This is a genomic window from Pseudomonas sp. KnCO4, from assembly GCF_045344305.1.
Lineage (GTDB): Bacteria > Pseudomonadota > Gammaproteobacteria > Pseudomonadales > Pseudomonadaceae > Aquipseudomonas > Aquipseudomonas anuradhapurensis.
In genome coordinates this window covers 5289085-5304108 of sequence record NZ_CP174199.1, presented here as the reverse complement: position 1 = coordinate 5304108, position 15024 = coordinate 5289085, and the positions used below count along the sequence as shown (strand labels likewise).

Below are 15024 nucleotides of genomic sequence, written 5' to 3'. Positions count from 1 at the left end.
AATGTGCATAGTCGTTTATGGAATAACACGCTGTCGCGGATGGCAATGAACGCGGCGTTTGCAGCTGCATGAGGGTCGTTATGAAAGGCCGTCGACGGCGGATGTTGCACTAGCGTTTCGGGGTCATTTCAGGAGATTCGTAGATGAAATTTGCTCCGAAAGCTGTCGCTGCCGCCTTGTCCCTGCTGTTCAGTATCGAAACCTTCGCCACCGAGCTCAAACACTGGCCGGCCGAGGCCGCCAAGCAGCTCGACAGCCTGATCGCCGCCAATGCCAACAAGGGTAACTACGCGGTGTTCGACATGGACAACACCAGCTACCGTTACGACCTTGAAGAGGCCTTGCTGCCATTCATGGAGAACAAGGGCCTGCTGACCCGCGACAAGCTCGACCCCTCGTTGAAGCTGATGCCATTCAAGGACACCGCCGACCACAAGGAAAGCCTGTTCAGTTATTACTACCGGCTGTGCGAAGTCGACGACATGGTCTGCTACCCGTGGGTAGCCCAGGTGTTCTCGGGCTTCACCCTGCAGGAGCTGAAGGTGCAGGTGGATGAGATGATGGCCTCCGGCAAGCCGATCCCCAGCACCTACTACGAAGGCGACCAGGTCAAGACCATCGAGGTGCAGCCGCCCAAGGTCTTCACCGGCCAGACTGAGCTGTACAACAAGCTGATGGAGAACGGTATCGAGGTCTACGTGATTTCCGCCGCCTCCGAGGAACTGGTGCGCATGGTCGCGTCCGACCCCAAGTATGGCTACAACGTGAAGCCGGAGAATGTGATTGGTGTGAGCCTGCTGCTGAAGGACCGCGCCAATGGCCAGCTGACCACCGCGCGCAAGCAGATCACTGCCGGGCACTACGATGCCAAGGCCAACATCGGGCTGGAACTGACCCCGTACCTGTGGACCCCGGCCACCTGGATGGCCGGCAAGCACGCGGCCATCCTGACCTATATCGATGAGTGGAAGAAGCCGGTACTGGTGGGCGGTGATACGCCAACCAGCGACGGCTACATGCAGTTCCATGGCGTGGACGTGGACAAGGGCGGTATCCACCTGTGGATCAACCGCAAGGCCAAGTACATGGACCAGATCAACGGGATGATTGCCAGGAATGCGGCTGCGCAGGCCAAGGAAGGCTTGCCGGTGACGGCGGACAAGAACTGGGTGGTCGTGACACCGGAGCAGATTCAGTAAGCCTTGGGGCTTGTCCCGGCCTCTTCGCGGCTGAAACCGCGAAAGGGCCTTGCAGGCAGAAAAAACCGGCGCTCAGGGCGCCGGTTCTTTTTTTTCTCTGTCAGGCCTCAAAGCCCTTCCAGCATCGCCTTGTTACGCACAGCGCCCTTGTCGGCACTGGTCGCCAGCAGGGCATAGGCCTTCAGCGCGGTGGTCACCTTGCGTGGGCGCACTTCGGCAGGCTTCCAGCCCTTCTTGTCCTGCTCGACGCGGCGTTGGGCCAGTTCTTCGTCGCTGACTTGCAGGTTGATCGAACGGTTGGGGATGTCGATCAGAATCTTGTCGCCGTCGCGCACCAGGCCGATGGCGCCGCCAGCAGCGGCTTCCGGCGACGCGTGGCCGATCGACAGGCCCGAGGTACCGCCCGAGAAGCGGCCGTCGGTGAGCAGGGCGCAGGCCTTGCCCAGGCCTTTGGACTTCAGGTACGAGGTCGGGTACAGCATCTCTTGCATGCCCGGGCCGCCTTTCGGGCCTTCGTAGCGGATGATCACGATGTCGCCGGCCTTCACTTCGTCGGCGAGGATGCCGCGCACAGCGCTGTCCTGGCTCTCGAAGATCTTCGCGGTGCCTTCGAACACCAGGATCGATTCGTCGACACCGGCGGTTTTCACCACGCAGCCATCCAGCGCGATGTTGCCATACAGCACGGCCAGGCCGCCTTCCTGCGAGTAGGCATGCTCGACGCTGCGGATGCAGCCCTCGGCGCGGTCCAGGTCCAGGCTCGGCCAACGGGTCGACTGGCTGAACGCGGTCTGGGTCGGGATGCCGGCAGGGCCTGCCTTGAAGAAGGTGTGCACGGCTTCGTCATCGGTCTGGGTAATGTCCCATTTGGCGATGGCTTCTTCCATGCTGCGGCTGTGCACGGTCGGCAGGTCGGTGTGCAGCAGGCCGCCACGGGCCAGCGAACCGAGAATGCTGAAGATGCCGCCGGCGCGGTGCACGTCTTCCATGTGGTACTTCTGGATGTTCGGCGCCACCTTGCACAGCTGCGGCACTTTGCGCGACAGGCGGTCGATGTCGCGCAGGTCGAACGCCACCTCGGCTTCCTGGGCAGCGGCCAGCAGGTGCAGGATGGTGTTGGTCGAGCCGCCCATGGCGATGTCGAGCATCATGGCGTTCTCGAACGCCTTGAAGTTGGCGATGTTGCGCGGCAGTACCGACTCGTCGTTGTCGCCGTAGTAACGCTTGCACAGCTCGACGATGGTGCGGCCGGCCGTGAGGAACAGCTGCTCGCGGTCGGCGTGGGTAGCCAGGGTCGAGCCGTTGCCCGGCAGGGCCAGGCCCAGGGCTTCGGTCAGGCAGTTCATCGAGTTGGCGGTGAACATGCCGGAGCACGAGCCGCAGGTCGGGCAGGCGCTGCGCTCGTATTCGGCGACCTTTTCATCGGAGGCCGAAGAGTCGGCCGCGATGACCATGGCGTCGACCAGGTCCAGGCCATGGCTGGCCAGCTTGGTCTTGCCGGCTTCCATCGGGCCGCCGGAAACGAAGATTACCGGGATGTTCAGGCGCAGCGCGGCCATCAGCATGCCGGGGGTGATCTTGTCGCAGTTGGAGATGCACACGATGGCGTCGGCGCAGTGGGCGTTGACCATGTACTCCACGGCGTCGGCGATGATCTCGCGGCTTGGCAGCGAGTACAGCATGCCGTCGTGGCCCATGGCGATGCCGTCATCGACCGCGATGGTGTTGAACTCCTTGGCCACGCCACCGGCGCGTTCGATCTCGCGGGCGACCAGCTGGCCCAGGTCCTTCAGGTGCACGTGGCCAGGGACGAACTGGGTGAACGAGTTGGCGATGGCGATGATCGGTTTCTTGAAGTCTTCGTCCTTCATCCCGGTAGCGCGCCACAGGGCACGGGCGCCGGCCATGTTGCGGCCTTGGGTGGAAGTCTTCGAACGGTAATCAGGCATGAAACACTCCTGGCGGCTTAATCAGGTCACAAAAAGGGGAGTGAGCTTCTCTGGTCCTTTGTACCGCAGGCCGGTTGCCACTGGCACGGATGGGGCCGGGGACTGCGCGGGATCGCCGCGTGCCTGGCCAGAGCTCATAAACCCGCCGGGGATGACTGGCGATGAATAGGCCGATTCTACACCGCTGGCGCGGCGAGGGAATGAAGATGTGACTTGGCGGTGGCGTCGGCCTGCTGGCCGAAGCATTTGATTGCGTCGTGAGCAGGCAGTCCAACGTCCCTCAAGCTGCCAGGGCCGGCATGCAGCACTGGCAGCTATGTCGTGCTATCGAACAGGTTTAACAAGCGCTCTTGAGCCTTCCACCATGACCCAGCGTAAATTAGAAGCATGGGTAAGCGAACCGTTGCGCACAAGGGCTACGAGTTTGAATGTGCTCATGTAGACAAGGAGTGGCCCTGGTAGCGCTAGCTCTACTCGATTTGTATATTCATGAATGAGGGTGCTGGTAATTGCATTATGTATTTTCGAGCTATTCAGTGCGAGCAGGAAAAGTTCATCGCCCTCGCTGAGGGCAGAGCCGAAGTCCACCGTGAATGGAAAGGTTTGGTCGCCATTCTCTATCCGATCCATAAGGTCAGGATTGCATAAGCCTGTATCAACCAAGTGAACGGGGGTGGGCGACGAAATTCGGGCCTCGCTGATGAAGCTGAGGGAAGGGGATGTGAAGACTTTGTCTTCACGAATAACTTGATAAATGACGTAGACTTCGCCGCCGCTTGTGTGGCGAGACGTTTCCTTGTCGATGCTGAATATGACAGGCTTGCTCGTGTCCTCGATTTGAGTCTCCAGGATGATACTTGAAGATGGATAGGAACCTACCAAGAAGAGCCGGACTTTATCGGTTTTTTGTGCCTCCGGAAAGGTGGGGATCGTTACGCTAAAGCCATTTTCCACTGCCTCCCAAGGGAGGGTGCCCTCACGGACATCCTCCACTACAGGCAGGTAGAATCTGGCGCCGAAATCATATTGTGAAGTGGGCGGATCTATTTCGGGGAGGCTGCTATTTAGGTATGCCAGGGTAACGGATCTTCCATGAAACTCAGCTAGTCGTTCGGCTGGATATACATGCTCGATGGGTTTTCCAATGTGTTCGGATTGTATGAATAAATGGCTGTTTTCGCTCGAGAAATTACTCTGTAGTTGCATTGAGATGTGGTCGCCGAGTTTAAAAAGTTCCGACCATGGGATGATGACGGTAACGCCTGCGTTCAGCGCTTCGAGAGGTACGAAATTTTCGTTGTTGGCTTCTTTGAGTGTTGCAGCATCCAGGGCATTCTTATTTGTGAGATTGGTCATGGTAGTGATCTCCAGACGTGCATCTATAAGAAGCTGTATTGGAGTGCAGTGGCATGATGGAAACAACTGGCAAAAATGCTAGGTGTACACCTGTCTGCAAGTCACATGATGGTGAGTCGGTCTCGGCTAAGCGAGCCGAGGCCTTGACATGAATCGCCCGATTTCACGCTGCTGGCGCGGCGAAGGAATGAACATGTGTCCCGACGGTGGTTTCGAGCAAATTGCCGACTGCAGGTAAGGCGCTTCTGAAACCTCCTGTCACAGCCAGCGGGCCGCTGGTAACCTCGATTGCCGACGCTGCGGGGGGGTATTCGGGATCGCCTCGCAAGTGCTGGATATCTGACGAGCACGCAGGGGTGGGCCAGCCCACCCCGTGCAGTGGGTCAGCTGTTTGGCAGCAACCGGCAGGTAATGCTCTTGATGTAGCGGGTTTCGGCGATCGCCGGGTGCACCGGGTGGTCCGGGCCCTGGCCGCCGCGTTCGAGCAACTGCAGGTTGCGGTCCAGGTGGCGAGCGCTGGTCAGCAGGATGTTGTGCAGGTCATCTTCAGGCAGGTGCATCGAGCACGAGGCGCTGACCAGGATGCCGTCCTTGGTCAGCATGCGCATGGCCTGTTCGTTCAGCCGGCGATAGGCCGCTTCGCCGTTCTTCAGGTCTTTCTTGCGCTTGATGAAGGCGGGTGGGTCGGCAATGATCACGTCGAAACGCTCTTCAGCGGCCTTCAATTCACGCAGGGCCTCGAACACGTCGCCTTCGATGCAGGTCAGCTTCTCGCTGATGCCGTTCAGTGCGGCGTTGCGCTCCACGCCATCGAGGGCGAAGCCCGAGGCATCGACGCAGAACACTTCGCTGGCGCCGAAGGCACCGGCCTGCACACCCCAGCCACCGATGTAGCTGAACAGGTCGAGCACGCGCTTGCCTTTCACGTACGGTGCCAGGCGGGCACGGTTCATGCGGTGGTCATAGAACCAGCCAGTCTTCTGGCCTTCACGCACCGGGGCTTCGAACCTGACGCCGTTCTCTTCCAGCGGCACCCAGTCCGGCACTTCGCCGTAGACGGTCTCGACATAACGCTGCAGGCCTTCGGCGTCACGCGCAGAGGAGTCATTCTTGAACAGGATGCCGCTGGGCTTGAGCACCTGCACCAGGGCTGCAATCACGTCGTCCTTGTGGGCTTCCATGGTGGCCGAGGCCAATTGCACCACGAGGATGTCGAAGAAGCGGTCGACCACCAGGCCTGGCAACAGGTCGGAGTCGCCGTAGACCAGGCGGTAGCACGGTTGCTCGAACAGGCGCTGGCGCAGCGACAGGGCCACGTTCAGGCGGTGCACCAGCAGCGACTTGTCCAGCGGCAGCTTGGCATCGCGCGACAGCAGGCGGGCACAGATCAGGTTGTTCGGGCTCAGTGCAACGATGCCCAGCGGCTTGCCGTTGGCTGCCTCGAGAACGGCCTGCTGGCCGGCCTGGAAGCCCTGCAACGGGGTCGCGGTGACATCGACTTCGTTGCTGTAGACCCACAGGTGGCCGGCGCGCAGGCGGCGGTCGGCATTGGCTTTGAGGCGAAGGCTGGGCAGGGACATGACGTCGCTCCGGAAAAAAGAGCGGGATTATAGCCTGTCTGCCTGTCTATCGGTGTCAGGCTCGACAAACTGCGGCCTCATCGCCGGCAAGCCAGCCACCCCATGGGCTGCACCGCCTTGACGGCGTGCGCCTTACCTGCGGAGGCTGGCTTGCCAGCGATGAGCCCGCTAGCGGCAATCAGGCCGCCAGTGCCTTGATCAACTGTTGGCTGAACGCCGGAATGTCATCGGGCTTGCGGCTGCTGATCAGGTTGCCATCGACCACCACTTCTTCATCCACCCATTCCCCCCCGGCATTGCGAATGTCGTCCTGCAGGGTCTTGTAGCTGGTCATCCGCTTGCCCTTGACCAACCCGCATGACACCAGCAACCAGCCGCCGTGGCAGATCACCGCCAGCGGCCTGCCGGCCGAGTCGTGGCTTTTCACCAGTTTCTGCGCGGCAGGGATGAGCCGAATCGTGTCAGAATTTTGCACGCCGCCGGGCAGCACCAAGGCATCGTAGAGGTCCAGGTGGGCGCCTTCGAAGGTGGCATCCACGGCGAATTCATCCGCCGGCCGGTCATGGTTCCAACCCCGTACAGTGCCTTCCCGGTCGCTGAGGATATCCACGACCGCGCCGCTCTGTTCCAGGGCTTCGCGGGGCCCGGTCAGCTCCACCTGCTCGAAGCCATCGGTGACCAGAAAGGCCACGCGCTTGCCATTCAGTTCCGCACTCATGGGCCTTGCTCCTTTTTCGATGGGTGTGAAAAAAGAGGCCCGTGGCGCTCAAGGAAAGTTCCGGCGTTACGATTCAGTGGTTGGTCCCTTGCCGGTCTAGAAGGTTAGAATCGCCCGTCCCGAACGAGTATGCACGTATGTCCCAGGAACTCAGCGCCGAACAGATCCAGCAAGCCTTGCAAGGCATCACCATCCCGCCGCAACCGCAGATCATGGTCGATCTGCAGTTCGAGCAGTACATGCCTGACCCGGACCTGGAAACCATCGCCAAGCTGATTTCCCAGGATCCGGGCCTTTCGGGCGCCTTGCTCAAGCTGGTCAACTCCCCGCATTTCGGCCTTTCCAACAAGATTGGTTCGATCCAGCGCGCGGTGAACCTGCTGGGCAGCCGTTCGATCATCAACCTGATCAACGCCCAGTCGATCAAGGGCGAAATGAGCGACGAGACCATCGTCACCCTCAATCGCTTCTGGGACACTGCCCAGGATGTGGCGATGACCTGCCTGACCCTGGCCAAGCGCACCGGCATCCAGCCTGCGGACGAGGCCTATACCCTCGGCCTGTTCCACGACTGTGGCGTGCCGCTGATGCTCAAGCGCTTCCCGAACTACATGGAGGTGCTGGAGCAGGCCTATGCCACGGCCGATGAGGAAACCCGGATCGTCGACACGGAAAACCGTGCTTTCAACACCAACCATTCGGTGGTCGGCTATTTCACCGCCAAGTCCTGGCGGCTGCCCGAACACCTCAGCGCGGCCATCGCCAACCACCACAATGCCCTGGCGGTGTTCCGCGACGAAAGCTCGCGCAACACCCAGAGCCAGCAGAAGAACCTGCTGGCGGTGCTGAAGATGGCCGAGCACATCTGCGCCTCTTACCGGGTGCTGGGCAACCAGTCGGTAGACCACGAGTGGCGCGTGGTCGGCCCGCTGGTGCTCGATTACATCGGCTTGTCGGAATACGATTTCGAAAACCTCAAGCAGAACATTCGCGAGTTGGGCGGGCACTGACACATGCCGGAATTACCCGAGGTAGAAACCACTCGGCGCGGTATCGCGCCGCACCTGGTGGGCCAGCGCGTCAGCCGGGTGGTGGTGCGTGACCGGCGCCTGCGCTGGCCGATTCCCGAAGACCTGGATGTGCGCCTGTCGGGGCAGCGCATCGTCAGTGTCGAGCGGCGCGCCAAATACCTGCTGATCAACGCCGAGGTCGGGACCCTGATCAGCCACCTGGGCATGTCGGGCAACCTGCGCCTGGTCGAGCTGGGCTTGCCGGCAGCCAAGCATGAGCACGTCGACATCGAACTGGAATCGGGGCTGATGCTGCGTTACACCGACCCGCGCCGCTTTGGCGCGATGCTGTGGAGCCAGGACCCGCTCAACCACGTACTGCTGCTGCGCCTGGGCCCGGAGCCGCTGACCGATCTGTTTGACGGCGAGCGGTTGTTCCAGCTGTCCCGCGGGCGCTCGATGGCGGTCAAGCCGTTCATCATGGACAACGCCGTGGTGGTGGGGGTGGGCAATATCTACGCCACCGAGGCCCTGTTTGCCGCCGGCATCGACCCCCGCCGCGCGGCAGGCGGGATCTCACGGGCGCGCTACCTGAAGCTGAGCATCGAGATCAAGCGGGTGCTGGCGGCGGCGATCGAGCAGGGCGGTACCACCTTGCGCGATTTCATCGGCGGTGATGGCCAGCCGGGGTACTTCCAGCAGGAATTGTTCGTGTATGGGCGGGGCGGGCAGCCATGCAAGGTGTGCGGCACGCAATTGCGCGAGGTCAAGCTGGGGCAGCGGGCCAGCGTGTATTGCCCGCGTTGCCAACGCTGAGGCGTTTCGCTGTAGGTGGTAGGAGCGGCCTTGTGTCGCGATGGGGCGCGCAGCGGCCCCGGCAACTTCTGCAGCTGAGCTGAAATTCCTGGGGCCGCTGCGCGCCCCATCGCGACGCAAGGCCGCTCCTACAGGTGCCGCGCAGGCCGGTGGGTTCAGGCCTTGCCGGTAATCCGGCGATACTTGGCCATCAGCTCTTCTTCGGTTTCCGGGTGCGCTTCATCCAGCGGGATGCAGTCGACCGGGCAGACTTGCTGGCATTGCGGCTCGTCGTAATGGCCCACGCACTGGGTGCACAGGTTAGGGTCGATCACGTAGATCTCTTCGCCTTGGGAGATGGCCTCGTTCGGGCACTCGGGTTCGCAGACGTCGCAGTTGATGCAATCGTCGGTGATGATCAGGGACATGGGGACTCCGGCCGGGGCTCAGCGCCCGGGCATGTTCAACGCAGTGGGCACAATTGTGCCGCATTCGCGCCCGCAGTGCACGCGGGCGCGACAATCAGCTGTCTGGCTTACTTCCGGAAGCGTTCGGTCAGCGCGTCGGCCACCACCGGGTGGACGAATTTGCTGATATCACCACCCAATGCGGCGATTTCCCGGACCAGGGTCGAGGAAATGAACGAATAACGCTCCGAAGGGGTGAGGAACAGGCTCTCGACATCAGGAGCCAGTTGCCGGTTCATGTTCGCCAGCTGGAACTCGTACTCGAAGTCGGATACCGCCCGCAGGCCGCGCAGGAACACGTTCGCGCCCTGTTCCTTGGCAAAATGCGCCAACAGCGAGGAGAAGCCGATGACTTCGACATTGGGCAGGTGCTTGGTGACCTCACGGGCAAGCTCCACCCGTTGTTCCAGCGCGAACAGCGGGTTTTTCTTGGGGCTGGCTGCCACAGCGATGATCACGTGGTCGAACAGCCGCGAGGCGCGTTCGACCAGATCGCCATGGCCTTTGGTAATGGGGTCGAAAGTACCCGGGTACAACACTCGGTTCATCGCGTCATCCTGGCTGGAGTGCGTTGGGGAGTCGGATGGTAGCGCAGCGACTGCGCCCGGCCAAGTCATGCGGCCGGCTGATGGCACTATAGACAGGGGCCGTGTTCGTTGTCATGCGCTGTGTGCCAGGCGGGCAATCAGGGCCTCGCTGAGCCTGGCGCTGATGGCATACACCGACAGCTGCGGGTTGGCGCCGATGCTGGTGGGGAACAGCGAACCGTCGTGAATCGACAGGTTTTGCAACTGGTGATGGCGGCCCAGGCTATCGCATACCGCCTGGCGCGGGTCCTCGCCCATGGCACAACCGCCCATGACGTGGGCGCTGCCCAGGCGCGTGCGGAACGGCTCCAGGCGCAAGCGGTCGATCATGGCCAAGGCCTGTTGCAGGCTGGACGCGGCACTGGCATCGCTGTGCACGGCGGTGACCTGGGTGGCGCCGGCGGCGAACTGGATTTGCGCCATGCTGCGATAGGCGCGGCGCAAACCGTCGTACAGATAGTCAGTGAGCGGATAATCGAGCACGGGTGAGCCATCGCCGCGCAGCTCCACGGTGCCGCCCTGGCTTTGCGGGTGAAAGCCATCGCGCAGTAGCGCCAGCATCACGTGGGTATGTGGCAGCTCGGCCATGCGTCGGGCATTTTCCTCGCCGTATCCGCCCAGCAGGGTGCTGGCTAGGGCCGGGTGCAGTGGCGGTACCTCCAGCTTGTAGCCAATCGGGCCATCGACGCCGCCTTGCCATTGGAAGTGGTCGCTGTAGACGGACTGCGGGGCGCCGTAATAGGGGTCGATACGCTCGTTGAAGCGGGCCGCGCTGAAGTTCACCAGGTGCAGGAAGGTCCGTTTGCCCAGGCGGCCGTGCGGGTCGGGCGCGGCGGACCGCAGCAGCAGCGCCGGGCTGTTGATGCCGCCACCGGCAATCACGTAGTGACGGGCGCGAATGCGCACAAGGCGGCCTGTAGGGTGTAGGCCCTGGCTGTCCAGCGCCTGGCAGGTCAGGCCGAGGATGCGTTCGCCGTTGTGCTCGAAGCGCTCGGCCCGGGCCAGATAGAGCAGCTCGCCGCCTTGCTCGAGGGTGGCGGGAATGCGGGTCACGAGCATTGATTGCTTGGCATTAACCGGGCAACCCATGCCGCAGTAGCCCAGGTTCCAGCAGCCGCGCACGTTGCGCGGGATCACTGCCCAGCGGTAGCCCAGCTGCTCGCAGCCACGGCGCAACACGTCGTTGTTGGCATTCGGTGGCAGCGCCCAGGGAGTGATGCCCAGCTCCTGTTCGATGCGTTCGAACCACGGGCGCATCTGGGCTTCGCCCAGGCCGCTCACGTTGTGCGCCGAAGCCCAGTGCGCCAGCGTCTGGGGCGGGGTGCGAAAGCTCGAGGTCCAGTTCACCAGCGTGGTGCCGCCCACGGCCCGGCCCTGAAGGATGGTAATGGCGCCATCCTTGCTCATGCGGCCCAGGCCTTCCTGGTACAAGCTGGCGTAGGCTTCGTTTTCCAGCAGGTGGAAATCGCTGCTGGTCTTCAGCGGGCCTTCTTCGATCAGCAGCACCTTGAAGCCGGCGGCACTGAGCATCTGCGCGCTGGTAGCACCACCGGCCCCGCTGCCGATCACCGCAACATCGGCCTCCAGGGTGAGGTCTTGCTCCAGGCGCGAGGCGTCGTGGGTAATCCAGCCACGCTCCAGGCCTTGGCGAAACGGGTCAGGTACAGGCATCTGCGCTGCTCTTCGTTGTCAGATCTTCGGTGGGCCCGGGTAGCCGCAGGCGGCCCAGGATTCAGGGCGTTCATACCAGGCCATCTGCAGCAATTGCAGCAGCGAGGCGTGCCCCATGCGTAGCAGGTTGAGTGAGCTGTCCTGCCAACGCTGCAGGAAGGCCCTGACTTGCGCGGGGCTGGCTTGTTCCCAGGCACCCCAGATTCCCGTCAGCGGGCCGCGAGTCAGCGGCAGGCTGAGCACGTCGAACAGTTGCCGGGTGAGCTTGAGCATTTCTGGCGACAACGCCGACAGCTTGTGGTCGAGGCTGTGCAGCACCAGTGTCTCGGTGGCCTGCGTGCCGGCCAGTACTACCGGGATCAGCGCACCCAGTAGCGGCAGGTCACCGTCGCGCAGGATGTCGTAGCCGGTCGCGGCGGTTTCGGCGCGGCAACCGACCAGGCTGGTGCCGGCCAGCACGAGGCTGGCACCCAGGCTGAAACGCAACAGTTCGCGGCGGTGCATGGGCTGCCCCTCAGCGGATGAACAGCTTGTAGACCAGGCGTTGCAAGGCTTTGCCATAAGGCGGGTAGATCAGCCGTGCGGTATTGAGGCGTTGCTTGGCCAGCACCGCCTTGGCCTTGCTGAAGGTCAGGAAGCCGTCGCGGCCATGGTAGTGGCCCATGCCCGAAGGCCCGATGCCGCCGAATGGCAGGTCGTCCTGAGCCACGTGAAGCAGGGTGTCGTTCAGGCACACACCGCCGGAATGGGTGTGGCGCAGTACCTGCTCCTGGCCAGCGCGGTCATAGCCGAAGTAGTACAGCGCCAACGGGCGCGGCCGTTGGTTGACGTAGGCCAGCGCCTGCTCGAGGTCGTCGTAGGGCACCAGCGGCAGCAGTGGGCCGAAGATCTCGTCCTGCATCACCTGCATGTCGTCATGCACCCCCAGCAACAGGTGTGGTGGCAGGCGCCGGCCCTGGCGGGTTTCGTCGGGGTACAGGTCGAGCACCTGCGCGCCTTTGGCGCGGGCATCGTCCAGCAGCCGTTGCAAGCGCTGCAGTTGGGACGGGTTGATGATAGCGGTGTAGTCGGGGTTGTCGGCGATGCGCGGGTACAACCGGCGCACAGCCCGCTGGTAGGCGTCGCTGAAGGCTTGCAGCCGCTCGCGCGGCACCAGCACATAGTCGGGGGCGACGCAGGTCTGGCCAGCGTTCAGCGTCTTGCCGAAGGCGATGCGCTCGGCGGCGCTGTCCAGCGCTACGTCAGCCGAGACAATCGCCGGTGACTTGCCGCCCAATTCCAGTGTGACCGGGGTCAGGTTGTGTGCCGCAGCCAGCATCACCAGGCGCCCCACGCTGGTGGCGCCGGTGAACAGCAGGTGGTCGAAAGGCAGGCGAGCAAAGGCCTGGCCTACCTCGACCTCGCCGAGCACCACGCTGACCAGGTCACTGGGGAACACCCGTTCCAGCAGCTGTTTCAGCGCCAGGCCCGTGGCCGGTGTGGCTTCGCTGAGCTTGAGCATGACCCGGTTGCCGGCTGCCAGGGCGCCGGTCAGCGGGCCGATGGCGAGGAACAGCGGGTAATTCCACGGCACGATGATACCGACCACGCCCAAGGGTTGATAACGCACCTGCGCGCGGGCCGGCTGGAAGGCCAGGCTGACCCGGCGCCGGCTGGCGCGCATCCAGCGTTGCAGGTGCTTTTCGGCGTGGCGCAGGCCCTGCACCGAAGGCAGCAGTTCGGCCAGCAAGGTCTCGTCGGCGCTGCGCCCTGCAAAATCCTGGGCGATGGCATCGATCAACTCCGTCTGACCGGCCAGCAAGGCCTGGCGCAGGCTATTCAGCCATTGCCGCCGCTGCGCTGCGGGTGGCAACGGGTTGCCGGCAAAAGCCCGACGCTGGGCAGCGAACATCGCCGCCAGGTCGGTGTCGGATTGCACAAGAGGCAGGGCGCTAGGCGTATTCATGGCAGCGTCGAGTCCGGGCCGGAAATCCCTAGAGCCTATACTCTAATTCGGCCGATGGTGGGACTTTTTTCGCGCTTTCGGGCGGTGCACTCCACCCTCGATACGCCGTAAGATGACCTTTTGATGAAGCCCGCAGACTGGGAGCCGAGCATGGCGCCGCGCATGAAGACCCGAGAGCGCATCGTGCAGAACAGCCTGGAGTTGTTCAACCAGCAGGGTGAACGCAGCGTCAGTACCAACCATATTGCCGCACACATGGAAATCTCACCCGGTAACCTGTACTACCACTTCCCCAACAAGCAGGCGATCATCGCCCTGTTATTCAGCCAATATGAGGAACTGGTGGACAGCTTCCTGCGCCCACCGCAAGGCCGCACGGCGACCGTGGAGGACAAGCGCTTCTACCTCAAGGCCCTGCTGGCAGCGATGTGGAACTACCGCTTCCTGCACCGGGACCTGGAGCACCTGCTGGACAGTGACCCGGAGCTGGCGGCCCGTTACCGACGCTTTTCCGAGCGCTGCCTGCGCCAGGGCCAAGCGATATACCGTGGCTTCGTCGAGGCGGGCATCCTGGCCATGACCCCTGCACAAATCGAATCGCTGACCATCAACGCCTGGATCGTGTTGACCTCCTGGGTACGGTTTCTCAGTACCACGCGGGAGCATTCAGCACACCTGGGGGAGGAGGCATTCAAGCGCGGCGTCTACCAGGTGCTGGTGCTGGAGCTTGGCTTCGTCACCGATAATGCCCGCAATGCCGTGGATGCCCTGTGCCAGGAGTTCCATGTACCGTTCAACCAGGCCCTGGAGCAGTAGCTGGGGCCCAAGTGCCATTGATCAGGAGATTGTCATGCCCCTTGCGCAATTGATCACCCCGCAGCAGTTGGCCGAGCGTCTGGGCTCGCCCAAATTGGTGATACTCGACTGCCGCTTTGCTCTGGAGGATGTGGACTATGGCCAACGCAGCTATGCCCAGGGGCACATTGCCGGGGCGCATTTTGCCGATCTGGAGCGTGACCTGAGCGGGCCGGTGAGCAAAGGACGCACCGGGCGCCACCCATTGCCCGATGCGCGCCGGCTGGTCGAACGCCTGCGCGAGTGGGGCCTGGACAATGACAGCGAGGTGGTGCTGTACGACGACGGCCCCGGTGCCTTTGCCGCCCGGGCGTGGTGGCTGCTGGCCTGGCTGGGCAAGCGCAGCGGTGTGGCAATCCTCGACGGCGGGCTGAAGGCCTGGCATGCGGCACACCTGCCGCTGAGCCTCGACCCGCCAGCCAAGCGGGAAGGCACCTTCGCAGGTGAGCCGGACGCCAAGCTGCTGATCGATGCCGGGCATCTGGCCAAGCGCTTGGGTGCAGATGACCTGACTTTGCTCGACGCGCGTGCCTTGCCGCGGTTTCGCGGGGAAGTGGAGCCGATCGACCCGGTGGCGGGGCATATCCCAGGCGCCCAGTGCGCAGCGTTCACCGACAACCTGGGGGCTGACGGGTGCTTCCTGCCGGCGGAGCAGCTCAGGCAGCGCTTTGCCGAGAAGCTGGCGGGGCGTGCGCCGGAGCAGCTGGTTGCCTATTGCGGATCAGGCGTGACCGCCTGTCACAACCTGTTTGCCCTGGCCCTGGCGGGGTACCCGCTGGGCAAGCTGTATGCCGGATCGTGGAGTGAGTGGATCAACGACCCGGCGCATGGCGTAGCGACTGGCGAATAAGCAGTACCGGCCTGATCGCCGGCCTGTTGGCGATCAGGCCGG

14 protein-coding genes are annotated in these 15024 nt (G+C 62.9%); 5 read left to right on the top strand and 9 right to left on the bottom strand.

Annotation, left to right across the window (positions count from 1 at the left end):
* Positions 1-143: 143 nt before the first annotated feature.
* Positions 144-1199: a haloacid dehalogenase-like hydrolase gene (locus tag ACJA3S_RS24420; RefSeq protein ID WP_406820280.1), complete on the top strand. Its 1056-nt coding sequence runs from the start codon at positions 144-146 to the stop codon at positions 1197-1199.
* A gap of 107 nt (positions 1200-1306) precedes the next feature.
* On the opposite strand, the gene ilvD is transcribed toward ACJA3S_RS24420, so the two are convergent.
* From ilvD to ACJA3S_RS24400, 4 genes are all read right to left on the bottom strand, one after another.
* Positions 1307-3148: a dihydroxy-acid dehydratase gene (gene ilvD, locus ACJA3S_RS24415; protein ID WP_186684200.1), complete on the bottom strand. Its 1842-nt coding sequence runs from the start codon at positions 3146-3148 to the stop codon at positions 1307-1309.
* Positions 3149-3472: 324 nt separating this feature from the next.
* Complete coding sequence (locus ACJA3S_RS24410; protein ID WP_406820279.1) at positions 3473-4504, bottom strand: hypothetical protein; 1032 nt, start codon at positions 4502-4504, stop codon at positions 3473-3475.
* Positions 4505-4887: 383 nt separating this feature from the next.
* Positions 4888-6084 (bottom strand): class I SAM-dependent rRNA methyltransferase, encoded by a 1197-nt coding sequence (locus tag ACJA3S_RS24405; RefSeq protein WP_170033449.1) that lies wholly within the window; start codon positions 6082-6084, stop codon positions 4888-4890.
* A gap of 178 nt (positions 6085-6262) precedes the next feature.
* Positions 6263-6802, bottom strand: a complete 540-nt coding sequence (locus ACJA3S_RS24400; protein WP_186684202.1) for a type 1 glutamine amidotransferase domain-containing protein — start codon at positions 6800-6802, stop codon at positions 6263-6265.
* Positions 6803-6993: 191 nt separating this feature from the next.
* Between ACJA3S_RS24400 and ACJA3S_RS24395 the strand changes: the two genes are divergently transcribed.
* Positions 6994-7812, top strand: a complete 819-nt coding sequence (locus ACJA3S_RS24395) for an HDOD domain-containing protein (RefSeq protein WP_406822307.1) — start codon at positions 6994-6996, stop codon at positions 7810-7812.
* Between the two features lie 3 nt (positions 7813-7815).
* On the top strand, positions 7816-8628 hold the full coding sequence (gene mutM, locus ACJA3S_RS24390; protein WP_406820278.1) for a bifunctional DNA-formamidopyrimidine glycosylase/DNA-(apurinic or apyrimidinic site) lyase: 813 nt from the start codon (positions 7816-7818) through the stop codon (positions 8626-8628).
* A gap of 155 nt (positions 8629-8783) precedes the next feature.
* On the opposite strand, the gene ACJA3S_RS24385 is transcribed toward mutM, so the two are convergent.
* The 5 genes from ACJA3S_RS24385 to ACJA3S_RS24365 all read right to left on the bottom strand — a co-directional run bounded on the left by ACJA3S_RS24385 (position 8784) and on the right by ACJA3S_RS24365 (position 13277).
* Positions 8784-9035, bottom strand: coding sequence for a YfhL family 4Fe-4S dicluster ferredoxin (locus ACJA3S_RS24385; protein WP_013974644.1), 252 nt, complete (start codon positions 9033-9035; stop codon positions 8784-8786).
* Between the two features lie 107 nt (positions 9036-9142).
* Positions 9143-9622, bottom strand: a complete 480-nt coding sequence (gene coaD, locus ACJA3S_RS24380) for a pantetheine-phosphate adenylyltransferase (protein ID WP_406820277.1) — start codon at positions 9620-9622, stop codon at positions 9143-9145.
* 111 nt (positions 9623-9733) lie between these two features.
* Entirely contained in the window at positions 9734-11332 is a 1599-nt protein-coding gene (locus ACJA3S_RS24375; RefSeq protein WP_406820276.1) for a GMC family oxidoreductase N-terminal domain-containing protein, read from the bottom strand.
* Positions 11333-11350: 18 nt separating this feature from the next.
* The gene (locus ACJA3S_RS24370; protein ID WP_406820275.1) at positions 11351-11836 is read right to left on the bottom strand and encodes a twin-arginine translocation pathway signal protein; all 486 of its coding nucleotides are present in this window, start codon (positions 11834-11836) and stop codon (positions 11351-11353) included.
* 10 nt (positions 11837-11846) lie between these two features.
* Entirely contained in the window at positions 11847-13277 is a 1431-nt protein-coding gene (locus ACJA3S_RS24365) for a coniferyl aldehyde dehydrogenase (protein ID WP_406820274.1), read from the bottom strand.
* A gap of 150 nt (positions 13278-13427) precedes the next feature.
* Here ACJA3S_RS24365 and ACJA3S_RS24360 point away from each other — a divergent pair, with 150 nt between their 5' ends.
* Positions 13428-14093, top strand: a complete 666-nt coding sequence (locus ACJA3S_RS24360) for a TetR/AcrR family transcriptional regulator (RefSeq protein WP_406822306.1) — start codon at positions 13428-13430, stop codon at positions 14091-14093.
* 34 nt (positions 14094-14127) lie between these two features.
* Positions 14128-14982 (top strand): sulfurtransferase, encoded by an 855-nt coding sequence (locus tag ACJA3S_RS24355; RefSeq protein ID WP_406820273.1) that lies wholly within the window; start codon positions 14128-14130, stop codon positions 14980-14982.
* Positions 14983-15024 lie beyond the last annotated feature (42 nt).